Origin of the sequence: Lentibacillus juripiscarius (genome assembly GCF_042685205.1) — a bacterium.
Lineage (GTDB): Bacteria > Bacillota > Bacilli > Bacillales > Amphibacillaceae > Lentibacillus > Lentibacillus juripiscarius.
Genome location: NZ_JBHUNA010000024.1, coordinates 135,757 through 156,817, shown reverse-complemented (window position 1 = coordinate 156,817; position 21,061 = coordinate 135,757). Strand labels below are relative to the sequence as shown.

Here is a 21,061-nt window from a genome sequence, read left to right as displayed (position 1 = left end):
GCTCTCCCTCAGAATTGCTTCTTTAAATGCGTTAAACAACCTCTTTAAATGCCAGACCTTTTTCCATTTCAGCCAATACCTCTTCATCCGTTTCCTTCTCCATCGCTTCTCTAATCGCTGCAAATGCTTCTTTTATTCCGATTTTGCCAAGTGACCATGCAGCTGTGCCACGGATGACAGGTCGTGGATCGTTGTTCATGACCGCAATCATGTCATCGACAGCCGTTTCATCTTTATAATGCCCGAGCGCCAGCAGTGCATTTCGCTGCAGTGGCTTCTTGCCACGCCACGATCCAGCAATATGGCCAAACGTTTCTTTGAACTCCCGGTTGGAAATCCGCAGCATCGGTTTAAGCTTTGGCTTGGCAACATCCGGCTCTGGTTCAAATTCCGGATGGTTGTGAAAATCAACGTGTTTGTTGTACGGACAGACGACCTGACACGTATCGAAGCCGTAAATAAAGTTCCCCATTTTCGGCCGAAATTCATCAGGCAAAAAGTCCTTCGTCTGTGTTAGAAAAGCAAGGCACCGCTGGGCATTCAGCTGACCGCCCTGTACAAGGGCACCGGTCGGACAGGCGTCCAGACATTTGGTGCAGGATCCACAGCCGTCTTCAAGCGGGGTATCCGGCACAAACGGAACATTGGTAATCAGTTCACCGAGATAAACATAAGAGCCAAATTCCGGCGTGATGATGGCAGTGTTTTTTCCGCTGAATCCAATCCCAGCCCTTTCAGCAACCGCGCGATCAGATAATTCACCCGTATCAACCATCAACTTCGTACTGGCATCCGGTATTTTATCCTCAATAAAGGCAGAAAGTTTTTCCAGCTTCTCCCTTAATACTTTATGGTAATCCACACCCCAGGAAGCGCGGCAGAAAACACCACGCCGCTCCTCCTTCGTGCTTTTTGGACCATTTTTCATCCGGGAAGGATAGGCCAAGGCAATCGAAATGATTGATTTTGCTTCCGGCAGCAGACGATCTGGTTCTGTTCTTTCTTCAATCGAGCCTTTCTCAAAGCCGGATTGATAACCCAGCTTCTGTTGCCGTTTCAGCCGATCTTTCAAGCTGTCAAATACATCCGCTGAAGCAAAACCAATTTTATCAATGCCAATTTCTTTGCTGTAATCGATTATTTCCTGTCTAAGCTGATCCGTGTTCATCCTACCCCTCCTTTCCGTCCTGTTGTCAGCGCGCCTGTCTGACCGAAGCTGTGCGCATCCGGTTTAGCACAGCGGCGATTTCATATCTTCTTGGACGAGCGATATCACCTGGGTGCTGGTCCTTAAACACAGCAAAAGATGCCAGCCCCTTTTGGTCCATTTGCTGTTCAATATCATCCAGCAGGCTGTGAAGCGTTCTTTCTCCAAGCGCATTTGTACGGTCCAAGTGCTGGATAATTTCCGCAATCATTCGTGTTTGTGACGCATCCACAAGCTGCTCGGTATCACGGAATGTTATATCAGTCCGGCCCATGATGATGGTTGTCAGCCCTTTTGCTTGTGTTTTGGATTTATTCCCTTTTTTAGTCTGCAGTGTTTGCTGCTGGAAAGTCCGGCTGCTGACGGCACCAAATGTATCATCATCGAGTGCCTCCCGGTTGATCGGGCTGTCCGCCACAATGGACTTCGCCTCTCCAGTTACATCGTAGGGGACATATGCTTCCATCATGATCACCTTGTCTGCAACATCAAAATAATCACCCGAGCCGCCCATAACCAGAATAGTAGAAACATCAAGGTTGTCGCGCATTTGCTTTATTTTATCAATAAACGGCGTAATCGGCTCTTTATCCTTATGGACCAGCTTCTGCATCCGTTCATCACGAATCATGAAGTTTGTGGCACTTGTATCTTCATCAATCAGAAGCGTTGTCGCCCCTGCTTCCAGCGCCTCCATTACATTGGCGGCCTGTGATGTACTTCCACTGGCATTTTCGGTAGAGAAGAAGTGTGTATCCTGGCGGTGAGGCAAATTATTGATGAACGGTGAAATGTTAACGCCCGTGACTTGCCTTCCGTCTTCCGCACGTATCTTCACGGCATCCGGATCTGTCAGAACATACTCACGTCCATCGCCTTTTACGTGGTAATACACACCGCGCTCCATCGCCTCCAGGATCGTGCTTTTACCATGATAGCCACCACCTGCAATCAGGGTAATGCCCTTTTTAACAGCCATGCCGGTGATTGGCTCATTACGATATGGCACCTGGATTTCCACTTCCGTTTCTTTCGGGCTCTGAAACGGTACCGCCTTCTTCAGCGGCCGATTACTCACACCGCTCTCTCTTGGCAGAATGGATCCATTGGCAATAAATGCGATCCAGTCATTGCTGTGCATGGCTTCCCTGATTGCTTCCTGCTGATCAGCGAGCTGCACAGCGTTTTCAACTTCCTCATCTGTTATGGAAAAAACAGATTCTTTTAAAATGGCAGGAATAGCTTGCATGAACAATTTTTCTGCTTCTCTGCCATTAATCTTCCGTCCATTTGCCGGCAGCCCGATGGAGATGCACACCGTAATCGAGCTGGAGTCAGCCTGGACCGCACTGCGCTCAAGTACCTCCTGGCCCGGGCGATCAAATTGAATGCTCCCACTTTTCCCGGAACCTTTAATGGAAAATTTGCCTTTTGCAATCGCCTCTCCCACTTTGCGGGCAAGGATATCTTCGGTTGCCACTCTTCGTGCGTAGGATGCAAACCAGTCATCCTTCATCGGGCGTTTCTTAGCCGGTATGACCACCCGAATCTTGGATGGTGCTGCAAACGGATCACCCTGCACGTAATCAATATATAAATCAAAATCGGAAAATTTGTAGTGACCTTGCAAACTTTTGTACGCTTTATACCCTTTTCCGTCTATTTGCTGTAACGTCTGCGCTAATTTCTTCATAAAAATCCCTCAATTAATGATAGTGTCAAATTCAGAATACACGCTGCCGAAAACAGTTTCAAGTAAAGCGGCGGGAAGCCAGACAGCTTATACAATGAAAAAACGCAATGCTTCGGATGATGGCGAAACACTGCGTTACGACTTTATGTATGGAGCGGGTGATGGGAATCGAACCCACGACATCAGCTTGGAAGGCTGAGGTTTTACCACTAAACTACACCCGCATGTATATATAGAAACGTGCATGATTTTGTCCTTTTTTGTCGGAACAAGATATAGTATACCGTTTTAGAAAGAGGATGTCAACAGTTTTTTGATTTTGTCACGTTAAAAATTGCGATAGCTGCCTTTTTGATTAAAGTCCTATACACAAAAGAGCTCCACCCCGCTGTATCAAGCGGGGCAATTTTAAAAGGATTCCAGGGAAAGCTCCGTTTACAGTACACAGTTTTCCACACCGCACTGCTCACAGGCAAGAAGTCGCTTTAAATAGGCCATATCTTTCAACAGAAAATATTTGTTTTTATTTTCGACAACGCCCTGGTCTTTCCATTTATTCACAATACGGCTGACAGTTTCCCGCGATACAGCTATGTGTTTACTAATATCCTGTATGACAAGAGGCTCCGTCATCCGGATACCATCAGGTGTAACGACCCCGTACATATTTGAATACCGTACAAAGAACGACGCTACGGCCCCCTCAGAGCCGAATGCAGTATAGTCACGGAGTTTAGCTTTACTAGCTTCCAGTGACTCAGCAAGCCAGTGCAAGAAATGGAGGCTCAGTCCGCCATTTTCAAACAGAAGCTTCTCTGCCATTTCTTGTTTAATAGCATACAGTTCACTATCCTCCATTGCTTTCGCTGTATGCGAATAATGACGTCCGCCGAACACCCCTATCTCACCAATTCCGTCATTTTCACCGCGTGTAAAAACAGTAAGATATCTGTCCGGCCCAATAGTTTTGAACACCCTGATTTTCCCACTTTCGACAAAATACAGATAATCGGCCGGCGCTCCTTCTTCAAAGATCGTATCCTGCTTCCGTAAAATCATTGGTTTGGAATATGTCATAAGCAAATCACGTTCATTTTGTTGAAGCCGCTGTAAAATAGGTTCCATTTTTATTTACACGCCCCTTTAGTGACCTGTATCCATTATACACTAAAATGAAACGTAATCTGTGAAATTTATCACTAAAATTTGTGCAAAAAGGTGGATAAAAAGGACCGACTAGTTCGAGTAAGTAGCACACCTACTGTGGAGAAAGTATCAAATCATATATAGCACAGCATTATTTTAGGCTGTTTTCTAAAAAACTACTTTTTGTGTCGTTTTAGAGAATGCCCCCCTGCTTAACAATATCTATAAACTGCGACACAGGGGCAAGGGAGATTTCCGCTCCGGACAGTCGCTTTCACCCACAGGGCATAAGCGCGACATCTGCTCCGACGAACAAGATGTTCTAGGGTCAGCGTTGTCACAGTACGTGACGAATTTAGCCAACATCCTTTTCGCAGTGTCTTCTTTACCACAGGCACGGCTTCAGCCTCCTCGCGGGAAAGCGCCGCTGAAAAAGTCCGAGAGAAGGCTTCTCAAGGCCAAAAACCACCCAAAAGAGAGCCGAATAGTCCGAGAGAAGGCTTCTCAAGGTCAAAACCCACCCAAAACCGGGCCGTAATGTCCGTGAGAAGGCTTCTCAAGACCAAAAGTCACCCAAAAGAGGGCAGAAAAGTCCGTGAGAAGGCTTCTCAAGGCCAAAACCCACCCAAAACCGGGCCGAAATGTCCGTGAGAAGGCTTCTCAAGGCCAAAACCCACCCAAAACCGGGCCGTAATGTCCGTGAGAAGGCTTCTCAAGACCAAAAGACATCCAAAAGCGGGCAGAATAGTCCGAGAGAAGGCTTCTCAAGACCAAAAGCCACCCAAAAGCGGGCCGAATTGTCCGTGAGAAGGCTTCTCAAGACCAAAAGACACCCATAAGAGAGGTAGAAATTCTTATTCAATCTCAATAGATTTGGTGTGCTTTTTGACTTGTTAATTCCATTTTTGTTCCACCAAAGATTTTTATCAGACTCTTTGACCAACTCCTAAAATTGATCACTTTACAGGCCCTTGTGTAGCATATAGAATAACGTTAAATCTGAAGGGGGCGAATAAGGTGTCTGTCTATCCTATTACACTATCACAAACTGGGTTTGTCCACCGTGATGAGCTCACCTATCCATTCGAAGAGCGCGGGCTGCAATTCGGCGATGGCATTTATGAAGTTATCCGGCTTTACGAAGGAACCGGGTATCTATTTACTGAACATATTGACCGTTTATTCCGATCTGCCGCCGCCATTAGGCTTGACCTGCCATTTTCAAAAGAGCAAGCTATGAATCTATTGACAGAACTTCTCAAGCGGAATGAAATGACCTCCGATGGCATCATTTATCTGCAGGCGACTCGTGGTTCCGCACCGCGTACACATGCATTTCCAGGAGATGTACCGGCCAATGTCTATGCTTATGTACAGGATATGCCACGCAAAACGGAAAAACTGACAACAGGGGCTTCTGCCATGACGCAGCGTGATACCCGCTGGGAAAACTGCTATATTAAAAGCCTGAACCTCCTGCCAAATGTCCTGGCTAAGCAAGCAGCACAGGAGAATGGCTGTTATGAGGCAATTCTCCAAAAAGATGGAATCGTAACGGAAGGCAGTTCATCAAATATTTACCTTGTCAAAAACGGCGCTATCTATACCCACCCAGCAACAAAAAGCATTCTGCACGGCTGTGTCCGTATACGCGCGGAAAAATTCGCTGGCGATTTAGGCATGCCATTTATCGAAAAAGCATTCACTGTCGATGACATCCCGGACGCCGATGAATTGTTCCTTTCAAGCAGCACATCTGAAATCATGCCGGTCATTAAGGTCGACAGCAGCCAAATCGCAGACGGAAAACCAGGCAGTATCACCAGAAAACTCCAATACCTTTACGAACAAGACGCAGCCATTACCCACATGAACGTCTAACCCTTTGCCGATGCAAAGGGTTTATTTACAGTTTAAAGAAAATTTCATTGATTCGTAACGCGAAATAGTTTACAATAGAAAGAAAATTTGCACGTCCGAGGAGGAGAAACATGAACGATCAATCAAAACGTCCGCTAACCGCAGATGACTTAAAAACAATCAACGTGCTCAGTGATCCACAGTTCGCACCCGACGGAAATACCTTTGCCTTTGTTTCCACAGCTGCCACTGACGACAATGACTATACATCACAGTTGTTTATGCAGTCCCTTGATGAGGCACAGCCGAAACAATGGACATTTCGTGACGCGAAAAACGGTCATCCGCGCTTTTCCCCGGATGGCAAAAGCATTGTTTTTCAGTCCGACCGGAGCGGCACCCAGCAAATCTGGCTCTTACATACTAATGGCGGAGAAGCCAGACAGCTGACCACCTTTAAACATGGCACTTCAAATCCGGAATGGGTCAGTGATGGCAACTCCGTCATTTTCAGCGCACCACTGGAGGCACAGGACGATGTGACCAGCCAGCACGAACTGTCAGATGAAGAGCACAGGAAAGAAAAAGAAGAAAAAAGCAAACAGCCACTCGTCGTCAGCCGGCTGAAATACAAATCAGATGCCAACGGATTCCATGATGAGAAACGCACCCAGCTGGTCAAATATTCACTGGAAGAGGAAACATTTGAACAGCTCACATCTGCGGACACCCATCATCATCTGGAAGACATCACACCAGACGGAAAATACCTTTTGTACAGTGCCAACCTGAGTGACGACGAAGATTATGAATTAACGAATGACCTTTATCTCTTGAACCTATCAACAAAAGAAAAAACCAAATTGACCGACGGAAATGGCCAATACGTCAGCGCACGGTTTTCACCGGATGGAGGGAAAATTGCCTGTTTCGGACACCAGTTTGCCTACCAGGGGGCAACACTGAATGATTTATATATCATTGATACCGTATCCGGCGAACAAACCTGCCTCAGCAGCAACTGGGACTTCCAGCTGGGTGATGCAATGATTGGCGATACAAGAATGGGCCAATCGGAAACTGGGCCTATCTGGAGCGAAGATGGGAAACACCTCTTCTTTATTGGGACTGATACAGGGTCTACCAGTCTTTATCAGGTGGACCTGACAGGGGAGCTGCGTGTGCTGCACGAAGACAATAGTCATGTGTTCGGGTTCGCCCTCAATGGCAGTAATTTTATTCTGGGCATCAGCACTCCAATAGATCCAGGCAACTTCCACCAGCTTGATCAGGATGGTAAGCTGACACAGCTGACAGACGCAAATAAGAAATTCCTTGATGAAGTAGCATTAAGTGAACCAGAGGCATTAACATTCCAAGCGGATGACGGCTGGGAAATCCAAGGATGGCTGCTGCGTCCATATGGATTTGACGCAAGTAAAAAATACCCGTTCATTCTGGAAGTGCACGGTGGTCCGCATGCCATGTACGGACAGACATTCTTCCATGAATTACAGCTGCTTGCCGCCAAAGGCTATGTCGTTTTATATACCAATCCGCGGGGAAGCCACGGGTACGGGCAGGAATTCGTGGATGCATGTCGTGCAGACTATGGCGGGAAAGATTATACCGACTTGATGACTGCGGTTGACTATGTAATAAAGAAATATGACTTTATAGATCATGACCGACTTGGCGTAACCGGAGGCAGCTACGGCGGGTTCATGACGAACTGGATCGTCGGTCACACCAACCGGTTTAAAGCCGCTGTCACCCAGCGATGCATCAGCAACTGGCTAAGTTTTTACGGGGTAAGTGACATTGGCTACTTCTTCACTAAATGGGAACTTGGCAAAAATTTGCTCGAAGACCCGAAAGCACTGTGGGATTTCTCACCGTTAAAATATGCTGAAAATGTGGAAACGCCATTACTGATTGTACATGGTGAAAAAGATTACCGCTGTCCGATTGAACAGGGTGAGCAAATGTTTGTTGCCCTAAAGCATTTGCGCAAAGAAGTGGAGTTTGTCCGTTTCCCTGATGCCAATCATGAACTGAGCCGCAGCGGAAAACCGGACATGCGAATGGAACGGTTGAACCACATTACACGCTGGTTTGACGAGTATTTATAAGAGATTGTTCAAAAAGTACGGTTCATCCTCCTTTTTGAACACACATTTATAGGAACATTGCACAGTCCAAGGGGCGCCTTCTATTATTGAAGGCGCCCCTTGCTTTTACTGCCAGCACGTATATAGGAACGAGTTAATGGAACAGACCAGCCTCTTTGGATTTTTTCATCAGTCTATCCGTATGTTTATTAACCGCATTTTTAAACAGCACACCAAACAAAAGAAAGCCAAGTCCAATTAATCCCAGTATGGCCATATCATATATAGCCGCTTCCCAAATGATGCCCCCTACCGGTTCACGCATCAAATCAATGGCATACGTGAACGGAAGGAATGGGTTGATTGCCTGGAAAAACTCGGGAAGAAGAACGACCGGATAAGTACCGCCAGCACCGGCAATTTGCAGCACTAGCAGGACGATAACCATCGCTTTTCCGACATCTCCAAAAAGGGAAACAAGCGTATAGATGATCAGCATGAACACCAAACTGATCAGCAGACCAAATACAACAAACCATCCAGGTCTTGCTATATAGGCATCAACGATAAATATATCCCCAAGCGTCACAATGACGGTTTGCAATAATCCAATTGTAACAAATGTCAATAGTTTCCCGAGATATCTTTCTCTGCCGGTCAGATCTTCACGATGATGAACATCAGCGGCCAACAAAGAAATCAGAAGCAATCCCCCGACCCATATAGCTAGAACGCTATAGAATGGCGTCATCCCGGAGCCGTAATTTGGAATTGGAAAAAACTCATTTTTATTCAGTTTAACCGGTTCGGAAAAAAACCCGCGCTCAGCCTCTGGATTATTCTGCAATAACTTAATGATTTCATTGATATCCGTATCGCCCTGGATATCACGAATTCTGTCCGCAAGCTCATTGACTTTATCGTTTACGTAAGGAAACTCCCCAAGGATTGTGTTTATGACATTTTGCCCCTTACCGATATGATTTTCTGTGTTTGCCAGAATACTTTTAACTTCTGGAATCGTTGATTGTACTTCAGACAGTATCCCTTTTGCACCCGTTAAGGTCTCTTGAGCTTGGCTGATTTCCTGTTTGACTCTAGGTTCAATTGTTTCTTTGTAGTCCTTTAGGAAATCGCCTATCTTGTTTGCCGTATTGCCTGATAATTCCTCTAAATTTGTAATAACAGAATCCACTTGCTGTTGTTTATCCTCAATAAAAGAGGTGATTTTACCCCCATTCTTTTGCACTTCTTGCAGGGCACCCCCTAATGTTTCCAAGCGACGAATGGCTTCTTCCAACACTTGATTCTGTCCATTTTGGGCATTATCCCCTTGATCAGAGGAATTCTCACTGCCTCCTTGTTCGTTCCCACTAGGAGGACTATCACTTCCATTTTGTCCATTACCACTGTTCTGCTGATCCTGATTCATGTCTTTCAGCTTTTTTAATTCTGATTGAATACTTCCTATCTGACTAATGGCATTATCCAACGAGTTGTTTATTTCATTTTGCAACTGTTTTCCACTGCTGAAATCAATGTTCTGATTTTGAACATCCTGAAGCAGTTTATTGATGTCCTTAGCTGTGCTCTGCGCTTTCTTCAAATCCTCTTCAATCTTTGGTGCCATTTCATTCAGACGATTTTTAGCTTTAGACAATAGGGAAGCCGTATCCCCAACTGTTGAAAGCCCATTGCTGGTTGCCCGTTCAGCCTCTGGAATCATTTTTTGAGCTTCATTAATGATGGACTGGGCATTCTTCGTATCTTGCAGCCCATTCGAAACCAAGTCATGGACTTCCGGCAACTTTTCTTCCATCGTAAAGATATAATCCTCAAACTTTTTGATATCCGGCAGGTTTTCATTCAATTCTACGCCAATTTTATCAAACATATCGAAAATGACACCATTTACTGTAGATATGAAGTTACTGCTGGTTTGCTCCACAATTGTGCTGGCACCCTTATCGGTAATCTTTGGCGAAATGGCATTGATTTTTTCATTCACATAATACTCCATTTCACTTTTTTCGGGGTTGTCTGTGATGACGGTAGCCAGCTTATCGGAAAAATTTTCTGGAATGACAATGACAGCAAAATAATCGCCATATTTCAGCTTATCCATTGCTTCGTCACGGTTTGTAAAATGCCAATCCATGGAATCATTGTTTTTAAGAGTATCCACAAGATTATCGCCGACATGTATCTTCTTCCCCCTGATCTTTGATCCCGTATCTTCATTCACAACACCTATTGGGATTTGGTCTGTCTGGCCATATGGATCCCAGGAAGCCACTATATTGAACCAGGCGTACAGGGAAGGCAATAGAATAAGGCCGCCGATTAGAATGGCAGCGACCCAGTTTCGTATAATATTTTTCATATCATTTGCGTAAATGTTCCAGCCGTTTTTCATCGTATACTCCTTGTGTCACGGAAAATGATTATACAGTTTAGGCATTCGCCCAAATACCATGATTATACATTATACCATTAATTACATCGAGAAGCATCCGCATCCGCATACTATCATCATAAAAATTCTAAAAAACAAACGCCCTCAATAGGACGCTTGTTTTATCACCAGTCGGTATGATTATTTAGAAATTCATTAACCTTATCAATATACTTTTCCTTAGCAACAACAAACGGTTCCCCGTGATTCGCACCATCTACCGTCAGCAGTTCCGCGTCACTTTTCGTATTTTCATATAACTTTTTTGACATCCTAGTCGGAACAAAGGTATCGGCGTTACCGTGAATATACAATATCGGAACCTCTGCCTTCCTGACCTGGTCAAGTGCCGAAGCTTCTTTCAATGAATATCCTGCCCGCAGCTGGGTAACAGCACTTGTGGACGGAAGGAATGGAATGGATGGCAAATGAAACATGCGGTCCATTTGATAGGCAAACAGATCGTACACACTTGTATACGGACTGTCTGCAATAACAGCTTTCACATTGTCCGGAAGCTCTTCACCAGCAGTCATCAGCACCGTCGCAGCTCCCATTGACACACCGTGCAAAATAATTTCCGTATCCTCACCATATTCCGCAATAATCCGCTTTATCCAATCCACATAATCCAGCCGGTCATGCCAGCCAAAACCGATATAGTCTCCTCCGCTTGCACCATGTCCCCGTGCATCGGCAGTAAATATATTATAGCCCTTCTGCTCATAATAGTATTGGCCAAACAGCCCCATATCCATTGCATTTCCTAAGTAGCCATGCGCCATGACAACCACTTTATTGGATGGTTTATCCGCCTCAAGAAAGTATCCTTTCAGATCAATTCCGTCATGGGAAGTCATCGTCCACTCATCAAAATTCTGTTGATTGACCCATGTTCGCCAGTCTCCTTCCAGCAGTACTTCCTTTGTTTCAGCGGATACTTCCAGATCTTCATTCCCCTGCAGAAAGTCTTTTTCATTACGATCGATAGCCAGCTGATAAAAATACACGCTTGCACCAATATCTATAATCAGTAGGACAATTAGTAATCCGATTCCTATCTTAACCCACTTTTTTCGTTTCACGTCACGTCTCCTCTCTAATAATCTGGTATTCCATTTATATTATACAAGAAAGTCGTCTTTTTCGATTATGGTACTTCTTAGAAATTTGGGCGTCACTTTTCCGACGAATAAACTAGGGGTATCGAACTAGAGCACCGGTGACAGATTAATGAGAAAAATTAACCATTTTCCGTTAATGACAAGCTTTTCCAGTTGTGATGTAGTATAATAGAAGAGACAGGTTCAGGGGCGTGCGAGGATTGGAAGCAAAAGAGGAATACACTCGCTTGCTTTGCGGCTTCAAATCCCTTAGATGAAAGGGGTTGAAGTGTGTGATTCCGATTGACAAGACGCTCGAGCTGATGCTCATGTTTGGGACACTTGTCGTGCTGATTGTTGATACCAATGGAAAAAAGTAACCACCCTTCCGTCGGCGGAGACGGGGCAATTACTTTTTTCAGTGCGTATTCCGAAGCCGCCACGCCCTGTCAGCGAATCTGTCCGAGTCGCAAGTTGCCGCTTGCGACTCGATTTGCGGTCTGCCTGCTGGGCTTCCTGCGGCCATGCTCCCAAGATGTTAACTGGATTGTATAGCTCCAGTAAATATAGCTGGATCAGAGCAGCCAAATAAAACAGCCAATTTCATTGTATTCCATTCGTTTAGAATCATTCCTCTAACAGGAATGTCCATCACAGAACTAGTCAAAAAGTCATTGGCAAGGATTTTCGTATAATGCTTTCGTCTCATATTGATTTTACCATACATTACGACGGCCGTCCATCCGATAAGACTATGTGCAGGCACACTGTGGCCAACGGGCTGACAGCATACTGGCTAGTTCAGGGATGGGGAAAGGGACTGGAAGAGCGGGGATCCCTTAGTACTCCGTTTCTCCGACACCTTTATACATCAGAAAACGTCTATGTCATCCAATTCCTGCAGTTCTGTATCCCCGGGCCTGTCCGTCCGCAGCTGGCCAATAAACAGTTTCATTGTCCGTTCATTAATCCAGCTGGTTCCCCAAACATCTTCATTGGCAATCATGGTACCCATCAGCCAGATTCGTCTAGCTGTTATAAATAGTGGCAGACTGCGCATGTCATCCGCTCCCAGATTCCGCTGTGCCAAATACCCTTGTAGAAAGGCATCCCAGCATTCTTCCTCCATTTTTTTATAATTGTTTTTTAAATTCCACCAGGTAACAGCTATATCATATCCCCTGAATCCAATTGCACAGCAGTCGAAATCAAAAATTTCCATACCACCATTATGCAGATGCATATTATGATTATGAAAGTCACCGTGGCAGAAGCCTTTTTCAAGGTCCAGCGCTTCCAGATCAGCTTTCGTATTTTTGACAACCGTATGTAGTATCTCCACCATTTCCCGGCCGGTATGCTTTTCTAGTACGGGGGCAATGACCTCGGCAGGTTCGTCCAGCAAATGGTGCATATCAAGCTCAAACCCCCGCTCATACGCTGGCGTAAAATCCGTTGTCAAATGATGCAACCGGCCGAGTGAGGTACCAATCAGTTTTGACGTTTCTGTATTGATCTGCGGGCGCTCCCCTTCCGAATAAGTGAATAGCACGCCACAGCGCACGCCTTCAGGAGCATTTAGCTCATAAATATAGTTACCATCCAATTTTTTCACGGGAACGGACAGAAGAAATCCCCTGGCATAGAGCTGGCTTAGCCCGTCCAATTCAAATAAAATAGCCTGTTTATGTCGCCAGCCCGCCCGGTAAAGCCTGAAAATATACTTCCGCCCCTGTTCATCAGTAATTTTGTACGTGTCATTCAATCCACGGTAGAGAATTTCACATTGCATTTCCCATGTCAGACCGTGGCATTCCAGCAGCTGTTTAATCGTTTCCGGATCAATTAATGTATGTGATACATTGATTTCTAGCATATATATCCTCCAACACCGGCAATGGTTTCTCCTTATTCAATGGCTCAGTGCAGAAACATCACCATAAACTCCTCGTCGTAATAACGATCACCCATTCTAACTGCACGCTTATGCGTCCCGGATGGCATGAAACCAAGTGCATAATAGAAGCGTTTCACCATCGGGTTTCTGATAATAATGGACAAACATAGCTGCTCTACCCCGTCGAGTGCTTCCGCATAATTAATCGCCGTCTGCATCAGCTGTCTGCCCAGTCCCTTGCCCCTTTCAAAAGGCGTGACATAAAGGGCTTCCATATACGCACGATGTTCTGTCTTGCTTTTCGTATCCCTGGTGAGTGTCACAATGCCTATCAGTTCATTTTCTGAAAACGCTCCAAACGTCACGGTATTCTCCGACTGGAAACGGACTTTATAGACATCAATAGAATTAGACAATACTTCCCCGTAGCTCGAAACATAAGCTTCCGGGCTGTTCAGCATTGCCTCCAGCCAAAGATTTCGGTATGCCTCTGCATCATGTGGTTCAAGTACACGAATATCGATTTTAACCCGTCCCCTTTTTCGTTTTTAATCCATTATATGAACCATCATTGAGGATTCATGCCTAATGGAAAAACACGAAAAAGGAGAACAGCCTGTACGCATATTTTATTTTTCCTCATATGCGCCATATTCATCTCCATAAAACCGGTTATAGCGAAATTTGAACCGTTTGAACAGGTGAACGGCGATTACTTTCAAAATAGCGTATCCCGGAATACCAAGAATCACACCGACAACACCGAACAAATTCCCGGCAACCAACAAGACGATGATGATCGTAAGCGGGTGGATATGCATTGTTTTGCCCATTACATTCGGTGATACAAAATTCCCCTCTAAAAATTGCACCGCCGCCCAGACAATTCCTAATTTCAGAAGCATAACCGGTGAATCGACGATCGCAATGATAATAGCAGGTGAAATGGCGATCATCGGGCCCAGGTACGGCACCACACTGGTTACAGCCGCAACGACAGCGAGTGTGATCGCATAATCAAGACCGATGATTAAGTAACCAATGTACAACAAAACACCGATGCAGGAAGCAACAATAATTTGTCCCTGTATGTAAGAACCAACCTGAACATCCATATTCTCTAGAATTTCATCAGCATCATCCCTGTACCGCGGCGGCAGCAGTTTCAGACAAAACGCTTTGAAATGCCCGCCGTCCTTAAGCAGAAAGAATAGGATAAACGGAAACGTCACCAGCGCCACCACAACACGGGTGATTACGTTAGCGATATTCTGTACCCCTTTAACAGCGCCACCAATGGATTCCATAACCCTGCTCGTTAAATCGCTCAAATTGGATGTGAACCAGGCATACCCTTGTTCATAATATGGCGCGAGAAAAGAAGTTTGGATCCACCCTTCAATCCCGGCACCCATTTGGCTTAAATAAGATGGGAAATTAGCCGCCAAATCCTTCACCTGTGCTTCGATCGCCGGAGCAGTGAGCAGAATAATTCCTGTAAGAAGCCCGCTGATTCCAAGGATAAGGATGATAATTCCCCAAATTCGGTCAATCCGTCCGCGCTCTAGCAAATTGACAATCGGATTCAGCAAATAATAGGCAATAAAAGCAAGAATCACCGGCGGAACAACCGTTGAAACGATGGTCAGAATCGGATCAAAAATAAAAGAAACCTTCGTATAAATATATATGGCAATCCCAATCAGTATCAGCAAGACCAATCCGAAAATCAGATCACGTCCGCCAATAAATCGCATGAACCGGCTCGTTCTCATACACAAAGTCCTCCCTCACTCCCCAAATTATAGAACAATTTGCGAATAAATTCCATATTTGTGTTGTTCCAATTATCTACGGCGTTTGTTTATCCAATACAGTACAGTTGATGTAAACTGCGACACACTGAAAATTCTTTTTCGTGACGTTTTTCTGGTTTTAGTGATGATTGAGTGCTTTGATTCCGCTCCGGCAGAATACTTGGTGCTCGTCATGTTGCAAGTTTTTCGACGAAGCAGCACTCCTCGCTGGTTGAAGTGTACTCGGTGAAGCTTTGCTTTGTGCTCGTCATGTTGCAAGCTTTTCGGTGAAGCAGGATTCCTCGCAGAAGGGGGGATTTTCATCCATTGATTTGGTGAAAAGTCTCCCATTTTTTCTTTGAATTAATCAACATTTGAAAAAAGGGGCACCTTTTCAGTGACCTCGACTTTTGGTCTTAAGAAGCCTTCTCTCGGACTTTTTGACCCGCTTTCGGATGGCTTTTGGCCTTGAGAAGCCTTCTCTTGGACTTTTAGCGGCGCTTTTGGATGGCTTTTGGCCTCGAGAAGCCTTCTCACGGACTTTTCGGCCCGCTTTTGGGTGGTTTTTGGCCTTGAGAAGCCTTCTTTCGGACTTTTAGCGGCGCTTTCCCGCGTAGCCGTGCCCGCGGTAAAGAAGACACCGTGAAAAACGGAGCTTGAGCAGATGTCGCACTTATGTCTGTGGTGAAAGCGACTGCTCGGAGTGGAAATCTACGTAGCAGTTATGTCGCAGTTTATAAAAATTGTTAAGTAGGGTTCATTCTCCGGAGCCAACATGCAGCAGTCTTTTAAAAACAGCCTGAATTTATAATTTCTAAGCATCAAAAAACCAGCTCCCCGAGAGGAACTGGTCTGTCATGTACATAATAAGCAGCCACAATTGCCGTATTTCGAAATAAAAAGTTTTAAAACCACCACTTCACTAAGTGGGTGTTTGCAGGGATCTTCCTGTCTTCCACGCATAGGAGGCACGACATTAGAATCCCGATATAAAACTCCCTATTCATCTGTTAGAGGTTAAAACTTAATTAAATACGAACAATGCAGCCTGTATTTATATACTAACGTTTTACGCCATAAAAATCAATGGAAATCTTAACCTGTTAAGGTTTTCTAGACTCAACGGTCGTCGACGAATTCATGCTCAAAACAGCTGTTCATAAACTTCCAGCAGCTGCCCTGCCCTAACCTCATCATTTGCGTTCCGCGCATAATTCAGTTCTTTTTCAACTACGGAGTCAAGGTACGCTATTTCTTCCTCATCCAGACTTTTAACAAATTCCTCTTCATCACTAAATTCGGTTGTCTGAAGCTTTTCAATCAGCTGCTTCGTCATATCCTGCTCACTTGTGTTCGCAAGTGACTCGCGCAAGTAGTGCAACGTGTTATCGATGATGATCACCCTCATGGATTGTCTTTTCTATAGTGCATAAGCCACGCATGCCTATTTTCATACGTTGTCAAATCTTTGTGTTCTTTTTCTTAGCCCGTTGTTCGAGCTGGCTGTCAGGCTGGTGATCTGCCACTTCTTCACTCAGCCCCTGTTTATTGACACTTGACTTCACTTGGTTTTTACTGCGGTTATTTTTCTTACCCAATCAAACCACCTCCAAGCATAGTTTTTCTACACTGAAGGCTTTTATGCTTTAGAAAAAGTTGGCTTACACCTACATGCTCTGCTTTTGACTTTTACAATTCTCGAGCATAGGCGTTTTACTTTTTTGTTTCATATTTGGCACGCAGCGATCGCTTCAGCACCTTGCCACTTGGATTTTTCGGCAACTCATCGGTAAAGTCCACGTACTTTGGAACCTTAAATGACGAAAGGCGCTCCCGGCAAAAATCTTCCACAACCTGCTTTGTCAATTCCGCACCTGCTTTTGGCACGATAATCGCTGTCACCGCTTCAATCCAATACGCATCAGGAATGCCGATGACTGCGACTTCAGAAACACCGTCTATTTGATAAATGGTTTCTTCAACTTCGCGGCTTGACACGTTGACTCCACCTGTATTAATCATATCCTTTTTCCGGTCAATAATGGTGATATATCCTTCTTCGTCCATCACGCCGAGGTCACCGCTATGGAACCAGCCATTTTTAAACACTTCTGCCGTCTTTTCAGGGTCATGCAGGTAACCTTTCATCGTATGCGGCGTGCGGTGTACAATCTCGCCAATGTCCCCGCACGGTACTTCATTACCATCATCACCAACAATTTTCGTCTGCACGTTCAAAGTCGGGACACCTGCTGATCCAAGCTTGCGCAGCTGATCCTCCGGCTGTAATGCCGTGGCGAGCGGAGCCACTTCCGTCTGTCCGTAAAAATTCCAGAACCGTGCATGTGGCAGCCGCTCAGCAAGCTCCTTTAAAATCTCACGCGGCATAATGGCTGCACCGTAATAACATTTCTGCAGTGACGACAGATCCCTTTTGTCAAAGTCGGGGTGCCTGAGCAGCGAAATCCAGACGGTTGGCGGCGCAAACAGTTGTGTTGCACCCTCTTCTTCAATCGTTTTTAGTATTACTTCAGGATTAGCCGCTTCCAATATCACACCGCTTGCCCCAAGATAAATACTTGGCCCCAGAAACACATGCAGCTGTGCACTATGATAAAGGGGCAAGGCGTGAACCAGCACGTCACCAGTTTCCATCTTCCCATCGACAATACAGCTTACATACTCGCTGACGAGGCTTTTGTGCGTAAGCATGACCCCTTTCGGACGCGATTCCGTTCCGCTTGTGTAAAGCACCTGTACCAAATCATCGTCATGAATGGACACATCAACAAGTGCAGCTGAACAATCCGCGCGTACATCGGACAAAGCAGTCCAATCAGCCAAATCGCCTTTAAATACACCCATCGCATCCATCACATAACGCTGCCGGATATCACATCTTCCAGCCGATGCATCCAGTACAGGGGCATACTCCTCAGAAGCGATAAAAGCTGTAACTTCAGCGTGTTCCACAATGTAGCGCACATCCTCACCAGAAAGCATATAATTGATTGGAATCATTACCGCACCGATCCTGGCCAGGGCAAATTTGACAACAATGAAATCAAGGCTGTTTTTGGACATGACTGCGGCCATATCCCCTTTTTCCATGCCATCCGCAAGAAATGCCCGTGCTGTCCGGTTCACCATATCATCCAGTTCCGCGTAATTCAGCCGCTGCCCATTGTAAGCAATAGCGATTTTTTCCGGCATTCTGTCCCTTGTCCGCGTCAGTAAATCCCCAAGCGTGTTCCGCCGAGCCCTAACGAGCATACCGCCAAGATCCTCCGATACATTTGCATCTACGTTCATAATTCCACTCCTCAAGTGAATGATCGATGCTTTCATGGTCTGAATATTCCACTTTTTATTTTAATTCAGATAACATCAAAAAACAAGAGGGAACACACCTCTACAAGCAGTTAGTTGTCAAGTACTGCTGTGATTTGGGATAACCAAAATATTAAAAACCATCTCCAAGATGAAGATGGTTTTAATGTCCTGCTTGCCATGTTCTCCAGTGAATTCATTTTTCAACCAATCATCCGCCTAAAAAACTCACCCTCAATAATTAAATCAGGGAGTAAATTTTGAAACATGGAAGTGATCCCCATAATTCCAGCAATGTCCTCAGGGCTATAAAACTGATTCAAAAAATTGGTATCAATTGTAACCGGAAAAGCCATTCGTTCATGAACGAGTTCAATTGACCTTTTCTTAAGATCAGCACCAAGCAGCTTATATTCATCTGATCCAACATATGGCTTCAAGTTTTCCCAGCTTTTTGCCAAAAATGTGGGGTAATTTGCTAGTGAGCGGTAATCACTTGCGGCGTCATATGCATGATGTTTTTTAACAATATCCATGAGCAGGCTTTGGATGTACGGAGTTGTATAATTCATATCCACTAATCGAATATCAGGTAATCCTGGAGTCACTCCCGGAATTAGAAATCCACCATCATTTTTCCCGCCTTCTACAGGTCGATTGCCTAAACTTTCTGCCCAAGCGCTGGCAATTAATAATAATTTCGGATTCACATAATTGAATGTAAAAACAACGCGTCTTATTTGCTCGATAGTTGATAAATCATAAACTTTCTCCCAATTTATTTCGGGTGTATTCACACTGATGTCAGGATACCTAAGGCTCTCAGCAGCCTTTTCCATCTCAAACGTCAGCATATTGGAACGAACTTGAGTCCATGCCGTACCTAAAAAAGTTTCATACAGAGCCAATGTCCTAAAAATAAAATTAACAACAGGTACCTTTAAGACGGCCTGAATATCCTGATATATTTCTTCCAGATTTTCCTTTGCTTCTTGCTCATAAACTTCTGGTACCCCATAATCTGTGTTCAACATAACGAAGCCTCCAAACAAAAATTCCTATGCAGCTATTCTATGTTGTCAGCAATTTATTGGGACTGTAGTGCAGTTCTGAGATATTAACAATTAAAAAATCAGGCCACCACTTATGGTGAACCTGAATAGATAAAATTCTTAAATCCTTCTATATATACAACAAAAAAATGAGGGTGGCGCTATGGAAACACCACCCTACAATCACCTATCAAACACAACACGTGTATCGGCAAACATATCATGTATTCCCTGTTTCTGTTCGGTAAACGCAACAAACAAATAGAACAGGCTCATAAACCAGAATACCCGGTAAATGAACCGGCCGATGACTTCACGGATGAGCAGATCGCTCCATTTGAGCGGCTCCTGATCTTCCCGCACAACGCGCAGGCCAAAAATCATTTTGCCCAATGTTTTTCCGTAATACTTGGTCATCAGCAAAAAGTACAGATAAAAGACGATGGCCCCGGCTATTCCGATCACCGTCCAGAAACCGACATCCATTTCCCCGCCACCGATGAATTTAAAGGGACTGAGCAGGATGCCGTTTAAACTGAACACAATCAAGAGGTCAGCTAAATACGCCCAAAAGCGCATCCAGAAGCCGGCATAGCTATGGTGATCTCCTGAGGCGATTTCGGTCGTTATTTCCTGATTTTCACTCATGACGGCACCCCCTTATTTCGAGTATAAATACATCGCACGCGGCCCATTGGATTGACGAAGCAGTTCCTGGATATCCAGAAGTTCGGTCTCTTGGCCAAACATGCTTTTGACTGAGCTTGAAAGGAATTGATTCCATTCAAATCCACCTTTATATTCCACAACTTTCGCGTTTGGCCAGTCAAAATCCTTTTTCATCATGCTGACTGTATCTTCCATGGAGCCGAGCGCATCGACAAGTCCGTTGTCTGCAGCCTGGCTTCCGGTGTATACACGTCCGTCACCAAGCTCACGAACTTTCGATTCAGCCATGTCACGGCCCTCCACAATTACGTCGACAAAGTCAGCATACATGTCATCGACCATTGTTTGCAGAATGTCACGCTCCTGATCGGTCATTTCACGATTCTGGGACATGATATCCTTAAACTCGCCGCTTTTGATCGTATTGAAGTCAATACCGACCTGATCAGCAAGCTCCGCAAAGTTCATGCTTTCCATGATAACGCCTATCGATCCAGTTAATGTAGCGGGATGGGCTACAATTTTGTCAGCAGGTGCGGACACATAATAGCCTCCGGAAGCTGCTGTATTGCCCATCGACACATAAACCGGCTTATCATATTTTTCCTGCACCTTAACGATTTGATCGTGGATTTCATCGCTTTCCACGACGCCTCCGCCCGGCGTATTAACGCGCAGGATAATTCCGTCAACTGACCGGTCCTTGCCAACGTGTTCGAGCTTTTCGAGGAACCGTTCATGA

The 21,061-nt window shown here is 45.0% G+C and carries 17 protein-coding genes, 1 tRNA gene and 1 other RNA gene; 2 read left to right on the top strand and 17 right to left on the bottom strand.

Annotation, left to right across the window (positions count from 1 at the left end; translation table 11 throughout):
• Window positions 1-31: 31 nt before the first annotated feature.
• The 4 genes from queG to ACFSUO_RS12045 all read right to left on the bottom strand — a co-directional run bounded on the left by queG (window position 32) and on the right by ACFSUO_RS12045 (window position 4,025).
• Window positions 32-1,168 carry a tRNA epoxyqueuosine(34) reductase QueG gene (gene queG / locus ACFSUO_RS12060; RefSeq protein WP_382394388.1) on the bottom strand — a complete coding sequence of 379 codons (1,137 nt, stop codon included), beginning with the start codon at window positions 1,166-1,168 and terminating at the stop codon, window positions 32-34.
• A 25-nt stretch (window positions 1,169-1,193) separates the two neighbouring features.
• Window positions 1,194-2,900 carry an ABC-ATPase domain-containing protein gene (locus tag ACFSUO_RS12055; protein WP_382394386.1) on the bottom strand — a complete coding sequence of 569 codons (1,707 nt, stop codon included), beginning with the start codon at window positions 2,898-2,900 and terminating at the stop codon, window positions 1,194-1,196.
• A gap of 150 nt (window positions 2,901-3,050) precedes the next feature.
• Window positions 3,051-3,124, bottom strand: a tRNA-Gly gene (locus ACFSUO_RS12050).
• Window positions 3,125-3,335: 211 nt separating this feature from the next.
• Entirely contained in the window at window positions 3,336-4,025 is a 690-nt protein-coding gene (locus ACFSUO_RS12045; protein ID WP_382394384.1) for a Crp/Fnr family transcriptional regulator, read from the bottom strand.
• 1,038 nt (window positions 4,026-5,063) lie between these two features.
• Between ACFSUO_RS12045 and dat the strand changes: the two genes are divergently transcribed.
• Together dat and ACFSUO_RS12035 are read left to right on the top strand one after the other, a co-directional pair.
• Entirely contained in the window at window positions 5,064-5,927 is an 864-nt protein-coding gene (gene dat, locus ACFSUO_RS12040) for a D-amino-acid transaminase (protein WP_382394382.1), read from the top strand.
• A gap of 110 nt (window positions 5,928-6,037) precedes the next feature.
• Window positions 6,038-8,038 carry a S9 family peptidase gene (locus ACFSUO_RS12035; protein ID WP_382394380.1) on the top strand — a complete coding sequence of 667 codons (2,001 nt, stop codon included), beginning with the start codon at window positions 6,038-6,040 and terminating at the stop codon, window positions 8,036-8,038.
• Window positions 8,039-8,171: 133 nt separating this feature from the next.
• Here the strand turns inward: ACFSUO_RS12035 and ACFSUO_RS12030 are convergent, their stop codons facing one another.
• The 13 genes from ACFSUO_RS12030 to sppA all read right to left on the bottom strand — a co-directional run.
• Window positions 8,172-10,433, bottom strand: a complete 2,262-nt coding sequence (locus ACFSUO_RS12030) for a YhgE/Pip family protein (protein ID WP_382394378.1) — start codon at window positions 10,431-10,433, stop codon at window positions 8,172-8,174.
• Window positions 10,434-10,597: 164 nt separating this feature from the next.
• A complete protein-coding gene (locus ACFSUO_RS12025; RefSeq protein ID WP_382394376.1) occupies window positions 10,598-11,557 on the bottom strand; it encodes an alpha/beta hydrolase in 960 nt (319 codons plus the stop codon).
• Window positions 11,558-12,113: 556 nt separating this feature from the next.
• Window positions 12,114-12,284, bottom strand: a complete 171-nt coding sequence (locus ACFSUO_RS12020; protein ID WP_382394374.1) for a hypothetical protein — start codon at window positions 12,282-12,284, stop codon at window positions 12,114-12,116.
• A gap of 162 nt (window positions 12,285-12,446) precedes the next feature.
• On the bottom strand, window positions 12,447-13,451 hold the full coding sequence (locus tag ACFSUO_RS12015; protein WP_382394372.1) for a phosphotransferase enzyme family protein: 1,005 nt from the start codon (window positions 13,449-13,451) through the stop codon (window positions 12,447-12,449).
• 44 nt (window positions 13,452-13,495) lie between these two features.
• Window positions 13,496-13,990: a GNAT family N-acetyltransferase gene (locus ACFSUO_RS12010; protein ID WP_382394462.1), complete on the bottom strand. Its 495-nt coding sequence runs from the start codon at window positions 13,988-13,990 to the stop codon at window positions 13,496-13,498.
• Window positions 13,991-14,101: 111 nt separating this feature from the next.
• Complete coding sequence (locus ACFSUO_RS12005) at window positions 14,102-15,247, bottom strand: AI-2E family transporter (protein ID WP_382394370.1); 1,146 nt, start codon at window positions 15,245-15,247, stop codon at window positions 14,102-14,104.
• An 888-nt stretch (window positions 15,248-16,135) separates the two neighbouring features.
• Window positions 16,136-16,321, bottom strand: a non-coding RNA gene (gene ssrS, locus ACFSUO_RS12000) — 6S RNA.
• A 91-nt stretch (window positions 16,322-16,412) separates the two neighbouring features.
• Window positions 16,413-16,676, bottom strand: coding sequence for a sporulation protein (locus tag ACFSUO_RS11995; protein WP_382394368.1), 264 nt, complete (start codon window positions 16,674-16,676; stop codon window positions 16,413-16,415).
• A 52-nt stretch (window positions 16,677-16,728) separates the two neighbouring features.
• Window positions 16,729-16,866, bottom strand: coding sequence for a small, acid-soluble spore protein L (locus ACFSUO_RS11990; protein ID WP_382394366.1), 138 nt, complete (start codon window positions 16,864-16,866; stop codon window positions 16,729-16,731).
• 115 nt (window positions 16,867-16,981) lie between these two features.
• Window positions 16,982-18,580, bottom strand: a complete 1,599-nt coding sequence (locus ACFSUO_RS11985; protein ID WP_382394364.1) for an acyl-CoA synthetase — start codon at window positions 18,578-18,580, stop codon at window positions 16,982-16,984.
• A 221-nt stretch (window positions 18,581-18,801) separates the two neighbouring features.
• Complete coding sequence (locus ACFSUO_RS11980) at window positions 18,802-19,632, bottom strand: halocarboxylic acid dehydrogenase DehI family protein (protein WP_382394362.1); 831 nt, start codon at window positions 19,630-19,632, stop codon at window positions 18,802-18,804.
• Window positions 19,633-19,833: 201 nt separating this feature from the next.
• Window positions 19,834-20,298: an RDD family protein gene (locus ACFSUO_RS11975; protein ID WP_382394360.1), complete on the bottom strand. Its 465-nt coding sequence runs from the start codon at window positions 20,296-20,298 to the stop codon at window positions 19,834-19,836.
• A 12-nt stretch (window positions 20,299-20,310) separates the two neighbouring features.
• The coding region (gene sppA, locus ACFSUO_RS11970) for a signal peptide peptidase SppA (protein ID WP_382394358.1) at window positions 20,311-21,061 on the bottom strand (751 nt) is incomplete at its 5' end.

Excerpts from the sequence above, each read along its gene's own strand:
- queG (WP_382394388.1), bottom strand. The coding sequence starts at position 1,168 with ATGAACACGGATCAGCTTAGACAGGAAATAATCGATTACAGCAAAGAA.
- ACFSUO_RS12055 (WP_382394386.1), bottom strand. The coding sequence starts at position 2,900 with ATGAAGAAATTAGCGCAGACGTTACAGCAAATAGACGGAAAAGGGTAT.
- ACFSUO_RS12045 (WP_382394384.1), bottom strand. The coding sequence starts at position 4,025 with ATGGAACCTATTTTACAGCGGCTTCAACAAAATGAACGTGATTTGCTT.
- ACFSUO_RS12035 (WP_382394380.1), top strand. The coding sequence starts at position 6,038 with ATGAACGATCAATCAAAACGTCCGCTAACCGCAGATGACTTAAAAACA.
- ACFSUO_RS12030 (WP_382394378.1), bottom strand. The coding sequence starts at position 10,433 with ATGAAAAACGGCTGGAACATTTACGCAAATGATATGAAAAATATTATA.
- ACFSUO_RS12020 (WP_382394374.1), bottom strand. The coding sequence starts at position 12,284 with ATGAGACGAAAGCATTATACGAAAATCCTTGCCAATGACTTTTTGACT.
- ACFSUO_RS12015 (WP_382394372.1), bottom strand. The coding sequence starts at position 13,451 with ATGCTAGAAATCAATGTATCACATACATTAATTGATCCGGAAACGATT.
- ACFSUO_RS12005 (WP_382394370.1), bottom strand. The coding sequence starts at position 15,247 with ATGAGAACGAGCCGGTTCATGCGATTTATTGGCGGACGTGATCTGATT.
- ACFSUO_RS11995 (WP_382394368.1), bottom strand. The coding sequence starts at position 16,676 with ATGAGGGTGATCATCATCGATAACACGTTGCACTACTTGCGCGAGTCA.
- ACFSUO_RS11985 (WP_382394364.1), bottom strand. The coding sequence starts at position 18,580 with ATGAACGTAGATGCAAATGTATCGGAGGATCTTGGCGGTATGCTCGTT.
- ACFSUO_RS11980 (WP_382394362.1), bottom strand. The coding sequence starts at position 19,632 with ATGTTGAACACAGATTATGGGGTACCAGAAGTTTATGAGCAAGAAGCA.
- ACFSUO_RS11975 (WP_382394360.1), bottom strand. The coding sequence starts at position 20,298 with ATGAGTGAAAATCAGGAAATAACGACCGAAATCGCCTCAGGAGATCAC.